We start from the raw sequence: 18,832 nt of genomic DNA on the forward strand, positions 1-18,832 counted from the left end.
GCCGTGACCGGAAATGGGGTGGAGGGAGCCTAGCTTCCATGCGGGCCGGTCAACGCCCTGTGAGGTGTTCGTCAAAGAAACGTGAAGCCGCTGCGATAGAGGTTTTTCTCGGTAATCGCGACTTTTTTGCAACGCAAACGATTTATTCGAATGCTTAGCCTGCTACCATTTGTAACCAAAATTTGCTGAACTGTGCTTTTCCCGGCGTCGGGGTCGACCCGTAGCGCCGCCAGAACGACAAGCCACGCCATGACGCGGCTGCCCAACCCGTGAATGCCTAGTGTGAGGTGCACCCATGTCTGATCACGATCAAGACAACCCGCGGCGTGAGTTTCTACGCAAATCCCTGACGTTGATCCCGGTGGTCACGGTCGCCAGTACTGGCCTGGGCAGCTCGATGCTGATGGCCGCCCCCGAAGCGGCCAAGCCCGCCACGCCAGTCGAGCCGGCCCGAACCCCGCCCGGCACCGATGCTGGCGTTTACCAGCCAAGCTATTTCACTGCCGAAGAATGGGCCTTTGTCCAGGCCGCGGTGGAGCGCCTGATCCCGGCCGACGAACAAGGCCCGGGTGCCCTGGAAGCGGGTGTGCCGGAATACATCGACCGGCAGATGAACACCCCCTACGCCGCTGGCGCCCTGTGGTACATGCAAGGCCCGTTCAACGCCGACGCCGCACCGGAGATGGGCTGGCAGAGCAAGCTGGTACCCAAGGAGATCTACCGCCTGGGCATCGCCGCGACGGACGCTTGGTCGAAAGCCTTCAACGGTAAAACATTTGCCGCGCAAGACAGCGCTACCCGAGACGATTTGCTCAAGCAACTCGAAGCGGGAAAACCTCAATTCGACAGCGTTCCGCCGAAGATTTTCTTCAACCTTTTGCTGCAAAACACCAAGGAAGGGTTCTTCTGCGACCCGATCCACGGCGGCAATAAAGGCATGGTCGGCTGGACGTTGATCGGCTTCCCCGGCGCGCGCGCCGATTTCATGGACTGGGTGGAACGCAACGAGCAATACCCTTTCCCGGCAGTGTCGATTCGCGGCGAGAGGGCTTGAGCATGGCAACGGTAATGAAGAAGGTCGACGCGGTGATCGTCGGGTTTGGCTGGACCGGCGCGATCATGGCCAAGGAGCTGACCGAGGCCGGGCTCAACGTGCTGGCGCTGGAGCGCGGGCCGATGCAGGACACCTACCCGGACGGCAACTACCCGCAGGTGATCGACGAACTCACCTACAGCGTGCGCAAGAAACTCTTCCAGGACATCTCCCGGGAGACGGTGACCATTCGCCACAGCGTCAACGACGTGGCCCTGCCGAACCGCCAGCTGGGCGCGTTCCTGCCGGGCAATGGCGTCGGTGGCGCCGGCCTGCACTGGTCCGGCGTGCATTTTCGCGCCGACCCGATCGAGCTGCGCATGCGCAGTCACTACGAAGAGCGCTACGGCAAGAACTTCATCCCCAAGGACATGACCATCCAGGACTTTGGGGTCACCTATGAAGAGCTGGAGCCGTTCTTCGACTACGCGGAAAAAGTCTTCGGCACCTCGGGTCAGGCCTGGACCGTGAAAGGCCAGCTGGTCGGCGAAGGCAAGGGCGGCAACCCTTACGCGCCGGACCGTTCGGACCATTTCCCGCTGGAGTCGCAGAAGAACACCTACTCCGCCCAGCTGTTCCAGAAAGCCGCCGGCGAAGTCGGCTACAAGCCGTACAACCTGCCGTCGGCCAACACCTCGGGGCCGTACACCAACCCCTATGGCGCGCAAATGGGACCGTGCAACTTCTGCGGGTTCTGCAGCGGCTACGTCTGCTATATGTACTCCAAGGCTTCGCCGAACGTGAACATCCTGCCGGCCCTCAAGCCGCTGCCGAATTTCGAGCTGCGGCCCAATTCCCACGTACTCAAGGTCAACCTCGACAGCACCAGGACCCGCGCGACCGGCGTTACCTACGTCGACGGCCAGGGGCGCGAGATCGAGCAGCCGGCGGACCTGGTGATCCTCGGCGCCTTCCAATTCCATAACGTGCGCCTGATGCTGTTGTCCGGCATCGGCAAGCCGTACGACCCGATCACCGGCGAAGGCGTGGTGGGCAAGAACTTCGCCTACCAGAACATGGCCACCATCAAGGCCTACTTCGACAAGGATGTGCACACCAACAACTTCATCGGCGCCGGCGGCAATGGCGTGGCGGTGGACGACTTCAACGCCGACAACTTCGACCACGGCCCCCACGGTTTCGTCGGTGGCTCGCCGTTCTGGGTCAACCAGGCTGGCAGCCGGCCGATCGCCGGAACCTCCAACCCGCCGGGCACCCCGGCCTGGGGCAGCGCCTGGAAGAAGGCCACCGCCGACTATTACACCCACCAGGTGTCGATGGACGCCCACGGCGCCCACCAGTCCTACCGCGGCAACTACCTCGACCTCGATCCGGTGTACCGCGACGCCTACGGCCTGCCGCTGCTGCGCATGACCTTCGACTGGCAGGAAAACGACATCAAGATGAACCGCTTCATGGTCGAGAAGATGGGCAAGATCGCCGAGGCGATGAACCCCAAGGCCATCGCGGTGCTGGGCAAGAAGGTCGGTGAGCACTTCAACACCGCGTCCTACCAGACCACCCACCTCAACGGTGGCGCGATCATGGGCACGGACCCGAAGACCAGTGCCTTGAACCGTTACCTGCAGAGCTGGGACGTGCACAACGTGTTCGTCCCGGGCGCTTCGGCCTTCCCCCAGGGCCTGGGCTACAACCCGACCGGCCTGGTGGCCGCGTTGACCTACTGGTCGGCCCGCGCGATCCGCGAGCAGTACCTGAAGAATCCCGGCCCGCTGGTCCAGGCATAAGGAGCGATGACCATGAAAACCCTCGTTATCGCGACCCTGGCTCTGCTCGGCAGCGCTTCCCTCTGCGCCGCCGAAACCGATCGGCAAGCCTTGATCAAACAGGGCGAATACCTGGCCCGCGCCGGTGACTGCGTGGCCTGCCACACCGCCAAGGACGGCAAGCCGTTCGCCGGCGGCCTGCCGATGGAAACCCCGATCGGCACGATCTATTCCACCAATATCACCCCGGACAAGACCGGCATCGGCGAGTACAGCTTCGAGGACTTCGACAAGGCCGTGCGCCATGGCGTGGCGAAGAGCGGCAGCAGCCTGTACCCGGCCATGCCCTACCCGTCCTATGCGCGGGTCAGCGATGCCGACATGCAGGCGCTGTATGCCTACTTCATGCAAGGCGTGGCGCCGGTGGTCCAGGAGAACCGTGACAGCGACATCCCCTGGCCGCTGAGCATGCGCTGGCCGCTGGCGGGCTGGCGCTGGATGTTCGCGCCGAGCGTGGCGGGCCTGCAAGGCAACGACCAGGCCAAGGCAGGCGAAGACCCGGTAGTCAGCCGCGGTGCTTACCTGGTGGAAGGCCTTGGCCACTGTGGCGCCTGCCACACGCCGCGCGCCCTGACCATGCAGGAGAAAGCCCTGAGCGCCAGCGAAGGCAAGCACTTCCTGGCCGGCAGCGCGCCGCTGGAAGGCTGGATTGCCAAGAGCCTGCGCGGCGACCACAAGGACGGCCTTGGCAGCTGGAGCGAAGAGCAGCTGGTGCAGTTCCTCAAGACCGGCCGCAGCGACCGTGGCGCGGTGTTCGGCGGCATGAGCGACGTGGTGGTGCACAGCATGCAGTACATGTCCACGGATGACCTGACGGCCATTGCCCGTTACCTCAAGTCGCTGCCGGCGGTGGATGCCAACGACCAGCCGCACCAGTACGACAAGGCGGTGGCCGAGGCGTTGTGGAAAGGTGACGACAGCAAGCCGGGGGCGTCGGTGTACATCGACAACTGTGCGGCGTGCCACCGTACCGACGGCCACGGTTATACCCGGGTGTTCCCGGCGCTGGCGGGCAACCCGGTGCTGCAAAGCATGGATGCCACGTCGCTGATCCATATCGTGCTCAAGGGCGGCACCTTGCCGGCGACCCACGCCGCGCCATCGACCTTCACCATGCCGGCCTTCGCCTGGCGCCTGTCGGACCAGGAGGTGGCCGATGTGGTCAACTTCATCCGCACCAGCTGGGGCAACCAGGGCTCCGAGGTGAACGCCGCGGATGTGGCGCAGATGCGCAAGGGCGACCTGCAAAGCACCTCGAACGACGATCTGGGTCAGATGACGAAGCGCAGCGGCGGCTGACCGGCCTTTTTCGCGAGCAAGCTCGCTCCTGCAGGGATGCGTGTGTTCTCTGAGCGAGCTTGCTCGCGATCAGCGCCTAAGGCGCGCTCCGCCCGACGGTGCTTTGCAGAAATTCGAACCTCCGATACTGTATATGAATACAGTATCGGAGCGCCTCCCATGTTCAGTCCCCTGCCCGCGCGCGGCCGTGGCACCGCGACCAACCCGCACAACCGTTTTGCGTCCCGGCGCTCGGTGGCCTTCGACGACGGCTGGTACCAGGAAGCCCCGCTGACCCAGGGCACCGAGGTGCGTCTCGAGACGGCGAAATCCATCATCACTCGCAACAGCTCGCCGGACCTGCCCTTCGACCGCTCCATCAATCCCTATCGCGGTTGCGAGCATGGCTGCATCTACTGTTATGCGCGGCCCAGCCATGCCTACTGGGACTTGTCGCCGGGGCTGGATTTCGAGACCAGGCTGATCGCCAAGACCAATGCCGCGGCGATGTTGGAACAGCAGCTGTCCAAGCCCGGCTACAAATGCGCGCCGATCAACCTGGGTTCCAACACCGACCCCTACCAGCCCATCGAACGCGAGCACCAGTTGACCCGCCGGACCCTGGAGGTGCTGCTGCGCTACCGGCACCCGGTGACCATCGTCACCAAGGGCTCGCTGATCCTGCGCGATCTCGACCTGTTGGTCGAACTGGCCGAGCAGCGGCTGGTGGCGGTGATGATCAGCCTGACCACCCTGGACGACGAGCTCAAGCGCATCCTCGAACCCCGGGCGGCGGCGCCCAAGGCGCGGTTGCGGGCGATCCGGGTGATGCGCGAGGCGGGGATTCCCGTGGGGGTGCTGTGTTCGCCGATGATTCCGATGATCAACGACAGCGAGCTGGAAAGCCTGCTCGCCGAAGCCCATGCTGCGGGCGCGCAAAGCGCGGCCTACATGATGCTGCGCCTGCCCCTGGAAGTGGCGCCGCTGTTCGAGGAATGGCTCAACGCCCATTACCCGCAGCGGGCGGCCCATGTCCTGAGCCTGATCCGCCAGTGTCGCGGCGGCGAACTGTACGACAGCCGTTTTGGTGCACGGATGCGCGGCGAAGGCCCCTTCGCGACCCTGCTGGCGCAGCGTTTCGCCAAGGCCAGCAAACGCCTGGGGCTCGATCGACGCGAAGGCTACAACCTCGATTGCACGGCCTTCTGTCCGCCGGGTGGGCAGATGTCGTTGCTATAGAAGGTATTGGCCTATGGTGGAGTAGTGCCGGTGCACCTGGCTCTATAGGCTGGTCACCTTTTTGCATCACCAATAGTGGCGTTTTAGAGCGCTCCGTTCAGTTTGAGTTAAGTTTGGAAGGCTACCTTGTTCACCGAGTGACCGATGGGTCGCTTTCAGCGAGTTGGTTGCTTTTTGATCAATTGCTGGCGTCGTGCCGGATAAAACTGGAAAATTCACCTAATCCGTCAAAAGGGGATGAATCATGAGTGACAAGGATAAACAGCCGTTGGCTGCGTCGGCTTCAGCGTCCACAGAGGCCGCCGAAAGCGCCGATGCAGCGCTGCAGATAATCGTTGACGGCTTTTTGCATTTTCATCACGAGGTCTTCCCACAGCAGGAAGAACTGTTCAAGAAACTCGCCACGGCCCAGCGGCCGCGGGCGATGTTCATTGCCTGCGCCGATTCGCGCATCGTCCCCGAACTGATTACCCAGAGCGCCCCGGGCGACCTGTTCGTGACCCGCAACGTCGGTAACGTGGTACCGCCTTACGGGCAGATGAACGGCGGCGTGTCCACGGCCATCGAATACGCGGTCATGGCGCTGGGTGTGCACCACATCATCGTTTGTGGCCATTCCGATTGCGGCGCCATGCGCGCGGTGCTCAACCCGCAGAGCCTGGAAAAGATGCCGACGGTCAAAGCTTGGCTGCGCCACGCCGAAGTGGCCAAGACCATGGTCCAGGAGAACTGCGACTGCGCCGACGAGAACGCCAGCATGCATGTGCTGACCGAAGAGAACGTCATCGCCCAGTTGCAGCATTTGCGCACCCACCCTTCGGTGGCTTCGCGCATGGCCAATGGCCAGTTGTTCATCCATGGCTGGGTGTACAACATCGAAACCAGCGAAATCAAAGCCTACGACGCGGATCAAGGGTGTTTCCTGCCGTTGGACGGACGCCATCCGATCCCGGTTGCGACGCCTAAAGCGCGCTTCTAAATCCTCCTAAATCCCAGTGGGGTTGAGCCATGACTGCCGTCTGCGCGGTCAGGCTTTGCCACGCCTGAAGAACGCTTCGGGAGAATCATCATGCGTGCAGCACAACTGAAAGCTGTCTTGCCACGGGAGCTGCTCGCTTCCGTGGTGGTGTTCCTGGTGGCCCTGCCCTTGTGCATGGGTATCGCCATCGCTTCCGGCATGCCGCCGGCCAAGGGTCTGATCACCGGGATCATCGGGGGCCTGGTGGTGGGCTGGCTGGCGGGCTCGCCCTTGCAGGTCAGCGGTCCGGCCGCGGGCTTGGCGGTCCTGGTGTTCGAGCTGGTGCGCCAGCACGGTATCGCCATGCTCGGGCCGATCCTGCTGCTGGCGGGTTTCCTCCAGCTGGTGGCCGGGCGCCTGCGCCTGGGCTGCTGGTTCCGGGTCACGGCGCCGGCGGTGGTCTACGGCATGCTCGCCGGGATCGGGGTGTTGATCGTGCTCTCCCAGGTGCACGTGATGCTCGACGCCCAGCCCCAGGCGTCCGGCCTGGATAACCTCGCGGGTTTCCCCGAGGCGGTGACCCAAGCCTTGCCCAGCCTGGGTGGCGGCTTTGGCTGGCAGGCCGGGTTGCTTGGCCTGTCGACCATCGCGGTGATGTTCCTGTGGGAAAAACTGCGCCCGCACTCGCTGCGCTTTATTCCTGGCGCCCTGCTGGGGGTTGGCCTGGCGACCTTTGCCAGCCTGGTCCTGGCGCTGCAGGTCAAGCGGGTCGAAGTGCCGGAAAACCTCGCCGAGGCGATCGACTGGCTGCGTCCGGCCGACCTGCTCAACCTGGCGGACCCGACGCTGCTGGTCGCGGCTTTTGCCGTGGCCTTCATCGCCAGTGCCGAAACCCTGCTGTCCGCCGCCGCGGTGGATCGCATGCACAACGGTACGCGCTCGGATTTCGACCGTGAACTGTCGGCGCAAGGTATCGGCAACATGCTCTGCGGGTTGCTCGGCGCCCTGCCGATGACCGGGGTGATCGTGCGCAGTTCGGCCAACGTCCAGGCGGGCGCGACCACGCGGCTGTCGGCGATCTTCCATGGGCTGTGGCTGCTGGCGTTCGTGCTGTTGCTGTCCAGCGTGCTGCAAAGCATTCCGGTGGCCAGCCTGGCGGGCGTGCTGGTGTACACCGGGTTCAAGCTGGTGGACCTCAAGTCGTTCCGCAAGCTGGGCCGTTATGGGCCGATGCCGATGCTGACCTACGGCGTGACCGCGCTGGCGATTGTCTTCACCGACCTGCTGACCGGTGTGCTGATCGGTTTCGGCCTGACCCTGGTGAAGCTGGCCTGGGGCGCTTCGCGGCTGAAGATCAGCCTGGTGGACCTGCCGGTCAAAGGCGAAATGGAGTTGCGCCTGGTGGGCGCCGCAACCTTCCTCAAGGTACCGGCCCTGACCCAGGCGCTGGGCAGCATCCCACCGGGTACCACGGTGCATGTGCCGCTCAATAACCTGGGCTACATCGACCATGCCTGCCTGGAACTGCTCGAGGAGTGGGAGCGGGCCAATGCGGCCAAGGGCTCGAAGCTGGTGATCGAGTCGCGCGGGTTGAAGCGCCGGCTGGAGGGGCGCTTGCATACCAACGTGGGCGTGAGTCCGGCCTCGAAGATGGAGGTCAAAGGCCTGAGCCGGGCGTAAGTTTGGAGCCCTGTAGCCGCCGCCGACGGCTGCGATAAGGTCCGAAGGGCCTTCGGCGTCGGTGATGTCGCTGCGACCGTGCCGGTCGATCGCAGCCTGCGGCAGCGGTTACAGGGCCGCCACCTGCAATCTTCAGGCAGCCGGCTGGTCGAGTTCCAGCTCCACGCCCAGTTGGCGCGACAGGCACGGCCAGCGTTTCCAGGCGGCGTCGGTGTCGGGGCTGCCGAGCTTCTCACGATAGGCCTCGACCGACTCCAGGGCGAAGCTCTCTTCGTCGAGCATCGCGTCGACCGCATGGTGCACCGCTTCGTCCAGCTGGTTGGCGAAGGTTTCGCCGATCAACTGGTGGGCGATCAGGTTGGCCACCGTGGTATCCAGCGGGATCAGCGGCTGGCCGAAGTGGGTGATGTACAGGTCGTTGACCTCTTCCACCAGGCGATGGGCCAGATAGGCTTCGTCCAGCAGGCTGTCCAGGCCTTCGTGGCCGGCCATGATGGCGGGCGGCTGGAGGAAGAACTGCTCGGCGATCTTCAACACCGGCTTGATCTGCGACTCGATACCGGCTTCGCGCGCGACTTCGTTGGCGGCGTCCAGCAGGTCTGGAACCTGATCGATATAAGCGGCGACAAAACGGGTCATCACCCCCTGGGCATCCAGTTCGGGGAGCAGGATGGCGGGGTGCAGGTGTGGCAATTGGGTTTCCAGCTGGCGGCGCAACTGCCCGGTGCTGGACTCGTGTTGATGGGCTCGTTGGATCTGCTCGCGCAATGCGGCGGTGTTCATGAATACTCCAGGAAACAAGGGCAATTAATTAGGGAAGACATAAGTTAGCCTGCTCACGAAATCGCTTAAGACGTATTTCTCATAATTATTTCATGGTTAGTCGTCTAGGTTATATCGCTTCGCCATCATTCATCCCCTATCCCTTTCCAACCGTGGCCTATAAGGCCGCGGCAAACTGTTTCAGTGGATTTACGGCACCGCGTTGCGAGGTCGAAGTCGCTGTCTATACTCGGGTCTGTATGAAGTTAGCTGATGACGCCCGACTGCATGTGCAGCGAAGGCTCGGCGGTTTAAGTTCGTAGTCTGGGCAGCCGATCCCTTGGCCGCAGGTGAAAGCCGGCGGGATAACAAGAACGATAAGGGGAACCCGCAATGATGCGACATCCACAAGTCTGGATGGGCCTCCTGTTGTGGTCGGTATTCAGCCAGGCGCATGGCGCCTGGACCGTGAATATGGCGCCTGGAGCGACTGATATAAGTCACGCGGTATTCGACCTGCACATGACCATCTTCTGGATCTGTGTGGTGATCGGCGTCATTGTCTTTGGCGCCATGTTCTGGTCGATGATCGTGCACCGCCGCTCCACCGGCCAGGTGGCCGCCAAGTTTCACGAAAGCACGACGGTGGAAATCCTCTGGACAGTGGTGCCGCTGCTGATCCTGGTGGCCATGGCCGTTCCCGCCACCGCGACCCTGATCAAGATGTACGACGCCAGCGAACCGGATGTGGACATCCAGATCACCGGCTATCAGTGGAAGTGGCACTACAAATACCTGGGCCAGGACGTCGAGTTCTTCAGCAACCTGAGCACCCCCGCCGAACAGATTCATAACCAGAGCGCCAAGGGCGAGCATTACCTGCTGGAAGTCGATCAGCCGCTGGTGCTGCCGATCGGCGCCAAGGTGCGCTTTCTGGTGACCTCCGCCGACGTCATCCATTCCTGGTGGGTACCGGCCTTCGCGGTCAAGCGCGATGCGATCCCCGGTTTCGTCAACGAAGCCTGGACCCGGGTCGACAAGCCCGGCCTGTATCGCGGCCAGTGCGCCGAGCTGTGCGGCAAGGACCATGGCTTCATGCCGATCGTGGTCGACGTCAAGACCCAGGCCGACTACGACACCTGGCTGGGCGAACGCAAGGCCGAGGCTCTCAAGCTCAAGGAACTGACCAGCAAGGAATGGACCCTCGAAGAGCTGGTGGCCCGTGGCGACAAGGTCTACCACACCACCTGCGTGGCCTGTCACCAGGCCGAGGGCCAGGGCCTGCCGCCGATGTTCCCGGCGCTCAAGGGCTCGAAGATCGCCACCGGGCCGGTGGCGGATCACCTGAACATCGTCTTCCACGGCAAGCCCGGCACCGCCATGGCGGCCTTCGGCAAGCAGCTGTCGGAAGTCGACCTGGCAGCGGTGGTCACCTACGAACGTAACGCCTGGGGCAACAACAAGGGCGACATGGTGACGCCCAAGGATGTCCTGGCTCTGAAACAGGCGGAAAGCAAATGACCCGGTCCATTGCGTGTTCCCGGAACCGGTCGGGGCGTGCTGCCCTCGATCGTCCAGCCCAACCGTTTACAGGAGACAGGCCATGAACGCTGTGAGCGATGAGCACGGTCATGCAGTCGTTGGCGATCATGACCACACCCACGGCCCGGCCAAGGGCCTGATGCGCTGGGTGCTGACCACCAACCACAAGGACATCGGCACCCTGTACCTGTGGTTTGCCTTCTCCATGTTCCTGCTCGGCGGCTCGTTCGCCATGGTGATCCGCGCCGAGCTGTTCCAGCCCGGCCTGCAGATCGTGCAGCCGGAATTCTTCAACCAGATGACCACCATGCACGGCCTGGTGATGGTCTTCGGCGCGGTGATGCCGGCCTTCGTCGGCCTGGCCAACTGGATGATCCCGCTGATGGTCGGCGCGCCGGACATGGCCCTGCCGCGGATGAACAACTTCAGTTTCTGGTTGCTGCCGGCGGCGTTCCTGCTGCTGGTCTCGACCCTGTTCATGCCCGGTGGCGGCCCCAACTTCGGCTGGACCTTCTACGCCCCGCTGTCCACCACTTACGCGCCGGAAAGCGTGACCTTCTTCATTTTCGCCATCCACCTGATGGGCATCAGCTCGATCATGGGCGCGATCAACGTGATCGCCACCATCCTCAACCTGCGCGCTCCCGGCATGACCCTGATGAAGATGCCGCTGTTCGTCTGGACCTGGCTGATCACCGCGTTCCTGCTGATCGCGGTGATGCCGGTGCTGGCCGGCTGCGTGACCATGATGCTGATGGATATCCACTTCGGCACCAGCTTCTTCAGTGCCGCCGGTGGCGGTGATCCGGTGCTGTTCCAGCACGTGTTCTGGTTCTTCGGCCACCCCGAGGTGTACATCATGATCCTGCCGGCCTTCGGCGCCGTCAGCGCGATCATCCCGGCCTTCTCGCGCAAGCCGTTGTTCGGCTACACCTCGATGGTCTACGCCACGGCGAGTATCGCCTTCCTGTCGTTCATCGTCTGGGCGCACCACATGTTCGTGGTCGGCATCCCGCTGGTGGGCGAGCTGTTCTTCATGTACGCGACGATGCTTATCGCGGTGCCGACCGGGGTCAAGGTCTTCAACTGGGCCAGCACCATGTGGCAAGGCTCGCTGACCTTCGAGACGCCGATGCTGTTTGCCGTGGCCTTCGTGATCCTGTTCACCATTGGCGGTTTCTCCGGGCTGATGCTGGCCATCGCCCCGGCGGACTTCCAGTACCAGGACACCTACTTCGTGGTCGCCCACTTCCACTATGTGCTGGTGCCGGGCGCGATCTTCGGCATCTTCGCCTCGGCCTATTACTGGCTGCCGAAGTGGACCGGGCACATGTACGACGAAACCCTGGGCAAGCTGCATTTCTGGTTGTCCTTCATCGGCATGAACATGGCGTTCTTCCCGATGCACTTCGTTGGCCTGGCGGGGATGCCACGGCGAATCCCGGACTACAACCTGCAGTTCGCCGATTTCAACATGGTGTCGTCCATCGGCGCGTTCACCTTCGGCGCCACGCAGATCTTCTTCCTGTTCATCGTCATCAAGTGCATCCGTGGCGGCCAACCCGCGCCGTCCAAGCCCTGGGACGGTGCCGAAGGGCTGGAGTGGAGCGTGCCGTCGCCGGCGCCGTACCACACCTTCACCACGCCACCGGAAGTGAAATGAACAGCCTGCTGCGATGCTCACCGATCTCCTCCTGCAGGAGCGAGCTTGCTCGCGATAGCCACGAAGTGGCGCTCCATCAGCCACATCGCGTCATCGTTGGTGATTTTTTCGCGAGCAAGCTCGCTCCTACAGGGGAGCACGCTCATGGCTGAGATCTCGATGAAGAAGCTGATCACCCGCCTGTTGCTGGTGGTGGCGGCGATGTTCGTCTTCGGTTTTGCCCTGGTGCCGATCTACGACGTGATGTGCAAGGCGCTGGGCATCAACGGCAAGACCGGCGGGCAGTATTCCGGCGAGCAGCAGGTGGATGTCTCGCGCCAGGTGCGGGTGCAGTTCCTGTCGACCAACGCGATCGACATGGTCTGGGACTTCTATCCCAAGGCCGACGACATCGTGGTTCATCCAGGCGCGGTGAACGAGATGATCTTCGTCGCCCGCAACCCCAGCGACCGCCCGATGAGCGCCCAGGCGATCCCGAGCATTTCGCCGAGCAGCGCCGCGATGTATTTCCACAAGACCGAATGCTTCTGTTTCACCCAGCAAGTGCTGCAGCCCGGTCAGCAGATCGAGATGCCGGTACGTTTCATCGTTGACCGCGACATGCCCAAGGATGTGAAGCACCTGACGCTGGCTTACACGCTGTTCGATATCACCGCGCGTCATCCACCGGTGGCCGTGAGCACCCACACCGGTGGTTAAGACGTTCAAGCGTGCCCGATAAGGAGAACAATAAATGGCAACTCATGAGCATTATTACGTTCCCGCCCAGAGCAAGTGGCCGATCATCGCCACCGTGGGCATGTTCGTTACCGTGTTCGGCCTGGCCACCTGGTTCAACGACCTCAAGGCCGCGCGCCCGGAATCCCATGGCCCGCTGATTTTCTTCGTCGGTAGCCTGTTGCTGGCCTACATGCTGTTCGGCTGGTTCGGCGCGGTGATCAAGGAAAGTCGCGCCGGCCTGTACAGCGCCCAGCTGGATCGCTCGTTCCGCTGGGGCATGAGCTGGTTCATCTTTTCCGAGGTGATGTTCTTCATCGCCTTCTTTGGCGCGCTGTTCTACGTGCGTCAAATCGCCGGGCCGGCCCTGGGCGGCGAAGGCAGCAAGGGCATCGCGCACATGCTCTGGCCGAACTTCGAGTTCGCCTGGCCATTGCTCAACAACCCCGATTCCAAGCTGTTCCCGCCGCCCAAGGAAGTCATCAGCCCCTGGGGCCTGCCGCTGCTCAACACGGTGCTGCTGGTGAGTTCCAGCGTCACCGTGACCATCGCCCACCACGCCCTGAAGAACGGCCACCGCGGCGTGCTGAAAATCTGGCTGGCGATCACCGTGCTGCTGGGCTGCGCGTTTCTCGGCTTCCAGGCCGAGGAGTACCTGCACGCCTACCACGAGCTGGGGCTGACCCTGGGGTCGGGCATCTACGGCGCCACCTTCTTCATGCTCACCGGCTTCCACGGTGCCCACGTGACCATCGGCACGCTGATCCTGTTCGTGATGCTGATGCGCATCATGAAGGGGCACTTCGACGCCGAGCATCAGTTCGGTTTCGAGGCGGCCAGTTGGTATTGGCACTTTGTCGATGTGGTGTGGATCGGCTTGTTTGTCTTTGTCTACGTGCTCTGAGCGCGGCGTTACCAGGGCGCGTGCGACACCAGCTGGCCGCTGAAGAAGCCCCAGGCGATCAAGCCAACGGTGAGCGCGGCCAGGCACACACGCACGGTCAGCGACCTGACCAGGCGATGGGAGCTGCTGTCGTCCTTGACCAGAAAGAACAGGCCGCTGAACAGGCTGATGAGCGTGGCGATCAGCAACAGGACGATTGCCGCTTTAAGCATGGTGGGCTCCAGGGGAAACGCGATGCGCTTGAGTATAGCCAGTCGATCTCGCCACTTTCGGGCGCTGCCATGAACGGCTTTCGCCCGGGCGTGCTGCCGACCCTGGTGGTGCTGGCGTTGCTGCCGGTGCTGGTGGTGCTCGGGTTCTGGCAACTGGGCCGGGGCGAACACAAGCGCGAGCTGCTGGCCAGCTACGCCGAACGGCGCGTGGCCGAGCCTTTGACCGTGGATGAGCTGCAGGCTGCCCCTGATCCGGCGTTCCGCCGGGTGCACTTACACGGTCGCCTCGATGCGGCCCACAGCCTGCTGCTGGATAACCGCATGCATGAGGGCAAGGTCGGGGTCGAGTTGCTGCAACCCTTTCTCGACCAGGCCAGCGGCCAATGGCTGCTGCTCAATCGTGGCTGGCTGCCCTGGCCGGACCGGCGCACGCCACCTGCATTCAACACCCCGGAACAGTCCCTGAGCCTCGACGCCTGGGTCTATGTCGCTCCCGGCGCGACCTTTCAACTGCATGCCGATCCGCGCAATGCCCAGTGGCCGCGGCTGGTGACGACGGTCGATCCAGCCAGGCTCTGGAGCGAGCTGGGGCGCAGCGGTTTTGCCTACGAGCTGCGCCAGGAGGATGGCCCGGGCGGCTACATGACCGAATGGCCGGTGGTGGCCATGGGGCCGGAAAAACATCTGGGCTACGCCGTGCAGTGGTTCGCCATGGCGCTGGCCCTGTGCGCTTTGTACCTCTATCTCGGATGGCATAACGCAAGGGAGAAACACCATGGGAGCGGCCATGAATCCACCCAACATTTCTGAGGCCCAGGCGCCGCACAATCGGCGCCGTGGACGCTGGCAACTGCTGCTGATCGTGGCGATGGTGATCGGTCCGATGATCCTCGCCACCGGCATGTACAAGTTGCAGTTCTGGGTGCCGGAAAGCCGCAGCTACCACGGTGAGCTGATCGGCAACGGCCAGAGCCGCGCCGACATCGGGGTCCAGGCCGACGAGAAGCGCTGGCAGATCCTGGTCACCGCGCCCAGGGACTGCGCGGTGGATTGCCAGCAACTGGTGTACCTGGCGCGGCAGATCCAGATTTCCCTGGGCCGCGATGCTTCCCGGGCCAGCCACGCCCTGGCCGCTGCCCAGCCGCTGGCCGCCGATTACCAGGCCAGGCTGCAGCGCGAATACCCGCAACTGCAACGCTACCCGCTGGACCTGCCGACCTTCACCCAGGGCGCCGGCGACCAGGGCGAGCCGCTGCTGTGGATAGTCGACCCGCACGGCAACCTGGTCCTGCGCTACGACGCCCGGGTCAAAGGCAAGGACCTGCTCAACGACCTGCGCCATCTGCTGAAACTGTCGAACATCGGATAAGGGCATCGTCATGGCCAAACCTGGATTTCGCCTCGCCTTGTTTGCCACCTTGCTGGCACTGATCGTGGTGCTGCTCGGCGCCTACACCCGGCTGACCCACGCCGGCCTCGGCTGCCCGGACTGGCCGGGTTGCTACGGCTTCATCGGCGTGCCGAAAAGCGAAGCCCAGCTGGCCCATGCCGAGCTGCATTTTCCCGACACCCCGGTGGAAGCCCACAAGGGCTGGAACGAGATGATCCACCGTTATTTCGCCGGGACCCTGGGCTTGCTGATCGTGCTGCTGGCGGCACGCTCCTGGACCCACCGGCATCATCCCGGGCAACCGCTGAAGTTGCCGCTGTTCCTGCTGTCGGTGGTGTTCGCCCAGGCCTTGTTCGGCATGTGGACGGTGACCCTCAAGCTGTGGCCGCAGGTGGTCACAGCGCACCTGCTGGGCGGCTTCGCCACCCTGAGCCTGCTGTTTTTGCTGACGCTGCGCCTGTCCGGGGTGCTGCCGGCGCTGATCGTGCCGCGCCGCCTGCAGTACTGGGCCACGGCCGGGCTGGTGCTGGTGATCGGGCAGATCGCCCTGGGCGGCTGGGTCAGCTCCAACTACGCGGCGGTGGCCTGCATCGACCTGCCGACCTGCCACGGCCAGTGGTGGCCGGCGGCGGATTTCGCCAACGGCTTTCACCTGACCCAGCACATTGGCCCCAACTACCTGGGCGGGCAGCTCGACGGCGACGCCCGCACCGCCATCCACCTGACCCATCGCATCGGCGCGTTGCTGGTGACCCTGGTGTTGCTCGGCCTGGCCTGGCAACTCAAGCATGTGGGCATGACCCGCCTCGCCGGGCTGGTGCTGGTGGCGCTGGCGGCGCAGATCGGCCTCGGCATCAGCAATGTGCTGTTCCACCTGCCGCTGCCGGTGGCCGTGGCGCATAACGCGGGCGGCGCGGCGCTGCTGCTGACCCTGGTGCTGGTCAACTATCACGCCCGCACCAGCCTGGTCCGCACCCGTTCGCACCTGCCGCTGGGTTGGCGCCTGAGCCCGCGCAAACACGCCGCCGGGCCCATAACCATTAAAGGAGAAATGCCATGGCGACTCTGATCGGCGAGCGTCACAGCCAGGCGATCTGGCGTGACTACCTGGAGCTGACCAAGCCCAAGGTGGTGGTGCTGATGCTCATTACCTCGCTGGTGGGCATGTTCCTCGCTACCCGCGCCGGGGTGCCGTGGACGGTGCTGGTGTTCGGCAACCTGGGCATCGCCCTGTGCGCCGGCGCGGCGGCGGCAGTGAACCATGTGGTGGACCGGCGGATCGACGCGATCATGGCGCGCACCCATAAACGGCCGCTGGCCGAAGGCCGGGTATCGCCGCTGGCGGCACTGGGTTTCGCCCTGCTGCTGGCCATCGCCGGGCAAGCCTTGCTGCTGGCGTTCACCAACCCCCTGACCGCCTGGCTGACCCTGGCATCGTTGCTCGGTTATGCGGTGATCTACACCGGTTTCCTCAAGCGGGCGACTCCGCAGAACATCGTGATCGGCGGCCTGGCCGGGGCTGCGCCGCCGCTGTTGGGCTGGGTCGCGGCCACCGGGCATGTGACGGCCGAACCGCTGCTGTTGGTGCTGATCATCTTCGCCTGGACCCCGCCGCACTTCTGGGCCCTGGCCATTCACCGCAAGGAGGAATACGCCAAGGCCGACATCCCGATGCTGCCGGTGACCCACGGCGAGCACTACACCAAGGTGCATATCCTGCTCTACACCTTTGCCCTGCTGGCGGTCAGCCTGCTGCCCTATGCGATCCACATGAGCGGCCTGCTCTACCTGATTTGTGCCCTGGGCCTGGGCGCGCGCTTTCTGCAATGGGCCTGGGTGCTGTACCGTGGCAGTCGGCCGCACGCGGCGATCAACACCTTCAAGTACTCTATTTATTACTTGTTCCTGCTGTTTATCGCGCTGCTCGTAGACCACTACCTATTGTTGAACCTATGACTCGAACTCAGAAAACCGTCTTTATTCTCGTGGCGCTGGTGGCCCTGGTGCTGGGGCTCACCGTCAACAAAGTGCTGACCGGCAAGAACCAGGGGGACCCGACCGCGCTGATCGACGCCGGGATCATCCTGCTGCCCCAGAGTCGCAACCTGCCGGACGTGAAAATGACCGACCAGGAAGGCCAGCCGGTGCTGCTCAATGAGCTCAAGGGCAAGTGGAGCCTGCTGTTCTTCGGCTACACCTTCTGCCCGGACATCTGCCCGACCACCCTCGCCCAACTGCGCCAGATCAAGAGCGAGCTGCCCAAGGAGGCGGTGGACAACCTGCAGGTGGTGCTGGTCAGTGTCGACCCGAACCGTGATACGCCGCAGCAGCTGAAACAGTACCTGGGCTACTTCGACAAGGACTTCAAGGGCCTGACCGCGACCTCAGTGGCGGACGTGCAGAAGCTCGCCAATGCGGTGAGCATCCCCTTCATTCCAGCGGACACCAGCAAGCCCAACTACACCGTCGACCACAGCGGCAACCTCGCGGTGATCGGCCCGGACGGTACCCAGCGTGGCTTCATCCGCGCGCCGCTGAACAACCAGAAGCTGGTGGCCCAGTTGCCGGTGATGGTGCAGCGCAAGTAACCCGTAACACCTGGAACCTGTAGCCGCTGCCGCAGGCTGCGAAAAGGCGCGGAGCGCCTTCCGAGGCCTTCAAGAGCACGTCTCCTGCGGAGCCGATCGCAGCCTGCGGCAGCGGCTACAGAGCGCGCGGCAGGCAACGGCAGAAACGAAACGGGGCGCCTTGAGGCGCCCCGTTTGTGTTTCTGCAACCGATCAGAACGCCGGAACCACGGCGCCTTTGTACTTCTCGAGAATGAATTGCTTCACCTGCGGGCTGTGCAGGGCGGCAACCAGTTTCTTCATGGCCTCCGAATCCTTGTCGTCAGGACGGGCCACCAGGATGTTCACGTAAGGCGAGTCCTTGCCTTCGATCACCAGGGCGTCCTTGGACGGGTCCAGCTTGGCTTCCAGGGCGTAGTTGGTGTTGATCAGCGCCAGGTCGACCTGGGTCAGCACGCGCGGGATGGTCGCGGCTTCCAGCTCACGGAATTTCAGGTCCTTGCTGTTCTCGGTGATGTCCTTGACCGTGGACAGGATGTTGTTGGAGTCCTTGAGCTTGATCAGGCCAGCCTTGGCCAGCAGCAGCAAGGCACGACCGCCGTTGGTGGCGTCGTTGGGGATCACCACGTTGGCGCCGCCTGGCAGTTCTTCGAGCTTCTTGAACTTGTTGGAGTAAGCGCCCAGCGGCTCCAGGTGCACGCCGGCGACGCTTACCAGGTGGGTGCCCTTGGCCTTGTTGAACTCATCCAGGTACGGCTGGTGCTGGAAGAAGTTGGCGTCCAGGCGCTTTTCGGCGACCTGTACGTTCGGCTGGATGTAGTCGGTGAAGACCTTGACCTTCAGGTCCACGCCTTCCTTGGCCAGCGCCGGCTTCACGAATTCGAGGATCTCGGCGTGGGGCACCGGGGTGGCGGCCACGGTCAGGGTGTCAGCGGCGTGCGCGGAGAACGCGGCAACGGCGGCGAAAGCGACAAGTAGTTTTTTCATCCAGCTAGCTCCTTGTGAGGCGCCCGGTGCCGGACGCCTGCCGGCCAGGGCCG

18 protein-coding genes are annotated in these 18,832 nt (G+C 63.5%); 15 read left to right on the forward strand and 3 right to left on the reverse strand.

Features of this window, described 5'->3' with window-relative positions; translation table 11 throughout:
• Positions 1 to 295 precede the first annotated feature (295 nt).
• The 6 genes from IF690_RS01365 (at position 296) to IF690_RS01390 (ending at position 8,035) form a co-directional block, all read left to right on the forward strand.
• Complete coding sequence (locus IF690_RS01365) at positions 296 to 1,054, forward strand: gluconate 2-dehydrogenase subunit 3 family protein (RefSeq protein ID WP_202698542.1); 759 nt, start codon at positions 296 to 298, stop codon at positions 1,052 to 1,054.
• Positions 1,055 to 1,056: 2 nt separating this feature from the next.
• Positions 1,057 to 2,841 (forward strand): GMC family oxidoreductase, encoded by a 1,785-nt coding sequence (locus IF690_RS01370; RefSeq protein ID WP_202698543.1) that lies wholly within the window; start codon positions 1,057 to 1,059, stop codon positions 2,839 to 2,841.
• A gap of 12 nt (positions 2,842 to 2,853) precedes the next feature.
• Positions 2,854 to 4,179: a c-type cytochrome gene (locus tag IF690_RS01375; RefSeq protein ID WP_202698544.1), complete on the forward strand. Its 1,326-nt coding sequence runs from the start codon at positions 2,854 to 2,856 to the stop codon at positions 4,177 to 4,179.
• 159 nt (positions 4,180 to 4,338) lie between these two features.
• The gene (locus tag IF690_RS01380) at positions 4,339 to 5,397 is read left to right on the forward strand and encodes a PA0069 family radical SAM protein (RefSeq protein WP_202698545.1); all 1,059 of its coding nucleotides are present in this window, start codon (positions 4,339 to 4,341) and stop codon (positions 5,395 to 5,397) included.
• 244 nt (positions 5,398 to 5,641) lie between these two features.
• Positions 5,642 to 6,376: a carbonic anhydrase gene (locus IF690_RS01385; RefSeq protein ID WP_202698546.1), complete on the forward strand. Its 735-nt coding sequence runs from the start codon at positions 5,642 to 5,644 to the stop codon at positions 6,374 to 6,376.
• 90 nt (positions 6,377 to 6,466) lie between these two features.
• Entirely contained in the window at positions 6,467 to 8,035 is a 1,569-nt protein-coding gene (locus IF690_RS01390) for a SulP family inorganic anion transporter (RefSeq protein ID WP_202698547.1), read from the forward strand.
• Positions 8,036 to 8,167: 132 nt separating this feature from the next.
• Here the strand turns inward: IF690_RS01390 and IF690_RS01395 are convergent, their stop codons facing one another.
• Positions 8,168 to 8,818 carry a hypothetical protein gene (locus tag IF690_RS01395; protein ID WP_202698548.1) on the reverse strand — a complete coding sequence of 217 codons (651 nt, stop codon included), beginning with the start codon at positions 8,816 to 8,818 and terminating at the stop codon, positions 8,168 to 8,170.
• A 372-nt stretch (positions 8,819 to 9,190) separates the two neighbouring features.
• On the opposite strand from IF690_RS01395, the gene coxB reads away from it, so the two are divergent.
• The 4 genes from coxB (at position 9,191) to IF690_RS01415 (ending at position 13,623) form a co-directional block, all read left to right on the forward strand.
• On the forward strand, positions 9,191 to 10,318 hold the full coding sequence (gene coxB / locus IF690_RS01400) for a cytochrome c oxidase subunit II (RefSeq protein ID WP_023967640.1): 1,128 nt from the start codon (positions 9,191 to 9,193) through the stop codon (positions 10,316 to 10,318).
• Between the two features lie 82 nt (positions 10,319 to 10,400).
• The gene (gene ctaD, locus IF690_RS01405) at positions 10,401 to 12,002 is read left to right on the forward strand and encodes a cytochrome c oxidase subunit I (RefSeq protein WP_202698549.1); all 1,602 of its coding nucleotides are present in this window, start codon (positions 10,401 to 10,403) and stop codon (positions 12,000 to 12,002) included.
• A 144-nt stretch (positions 12,003 to 12,146) separates the two neighbouring features.
• On the forward strand, positions 12,147 to 12,701 hold the full coding sequence (locus IF690_RS01410; RefSeq protein ID WP_202698550.1) for a cytochrome c oxidase assembly protein: 555 nt from the start codon (positions 12,147 to 12,149) through the stop codon (positions 12,699 to 12,701).
• 34 nt (positions 12,702 to 12,735) lie between these two features.
• Positions 12,736 to 13,623: a cytochrome c oxidase subunit 3 gene (locus tag IF690_RS01415; RefSeq protein WP_202698551.1), complete on the forward strand. Its 888-nt coding sequence runs from the start codon at positions 12,736 to 12,738 to the stop codon at positions 13,621 to 13,623.
• Positions 13,624 to 13,631: 8 nt separating this feature from the next.
• Here IF690_RS01415 and IF690_RS01420 read toward each other — a convergent pair whose 3' ends face one another.
• Positions 13,632 to 13,835, reverse strand: coding sequence for a twin transmembrane helix small protein (locus IF690_RS01420; protein ID WP_016703917.1), 204 nt, complete (start codon positions 13,833 to 13,835; stop codon positions 13,632 to 13,634).
• Positions 13,836 to 13,904: 69 nt separating this feature from the next.
• Here IF690_RS01420 and IF690_RS01425 point away from each other — a divergent pair, with 69 nt between their 5' ends.
• From IF690_RS01425 to IF690_RS01445, 5 genes are read left to right on the forward strand one after another with little or no spacing between them, the layout of a single operon-like run.
• Positions 13,905 to 14,645 (forward strand): SURF1 family protein, encoded by a 741-nt coding sequence (locus IF690_RS01425; RefSeq protein ID WP_202698552.1) that lies wholly within the window; start codon positions 13,905 to 13,907, stop codon positions 14,643 to 14,645.
• Complete coding sequence (locus IF690_RS01430) at positions 14,611 to 15,204, forward strand: PA_0111/PP_0108 family redox-active disulfide protein (RefSeq protein WP_202698553.1); 594 nt, start codon at positions 14,611 to 14,613, stop codon at positions 15,202 to 15,204. Before IF690_RS01425 ends, IF690_RS01430 begins: the two co-directional genes overlap by 35 nt.
• Positions 15,205 to 15,214: 10 nt before the next feature.
• Positions 15,215 to 16,294 carry a COX15/CtaA family protein gene (locus tag IF690_RS01435; protein WP_202698554.1) on the forward strand — a complete coding sequence of 360 codons (1,080 nt, stop codon included), beginning with the start codon at positions 15,215 to 15,217 and terminating at the stop codon, positions 16,292 to 16,294.
• A complete protein-coding gene (gene cyoE, locus IF690_RS01440; RefSeq protein WP_202698555.1) occupies positions 16,282 to 17,181 on the forward strand; it encodes a heme o synthase in 900 nt (299 codons plus the stop codon). Before IF690_RS01435 ends, cyoE begins: the two co-directional genes overlap by 13 nt.
• Positions 17,178 to 17,813: an SCO family protein gene (locus tag IF690_RS01445; RefSeq protein ID WP_202698556.1), complete on the forward strand. Its 636-nt coding sequence runs from the start codon at positions 17,178 to 17,180 to the stop codon at positions 17,811 to 17,813. Before cyoE ends, IF690_RS01445 begins: the two co-directional genes overlap by 4 nt.
• A 192-nt stretch (positions 17,814 to 18,005) precedes the next feature.
• Here the strand turns inward: IF690_RS01445 and IF690_RS01450 are convergent, their stop codons facing one another.
• Complete coding sequence (locus tag IF690_RS01450; RefSeq protein ID WP_202698557.1) at positions 18,006 to 18,779, reverse strand: MetQ/NlpA family ABC transporter substrate-binding protein; 774 nt, start codon at positions 18,777 to 18,779, stop codon at positions 18,006 to 18,008.
• Between the last annotated feature and the right edge of the window lie 53 nt (positions 18,780 to 18,832).

The sequence above is a fragment of the Pseudomonas sp. SK3(2021) genome, from assembly GCF_016772375.1.
In the GTDB taxonomy this organism is placed as follows: Bacteria; Pseudomonadota; Gammaproteobacteria; order Pseudomonadales; family Pseudomonadaceae; genus Aquipseudomonas; species Aquipseudomonas chlororaphis_I.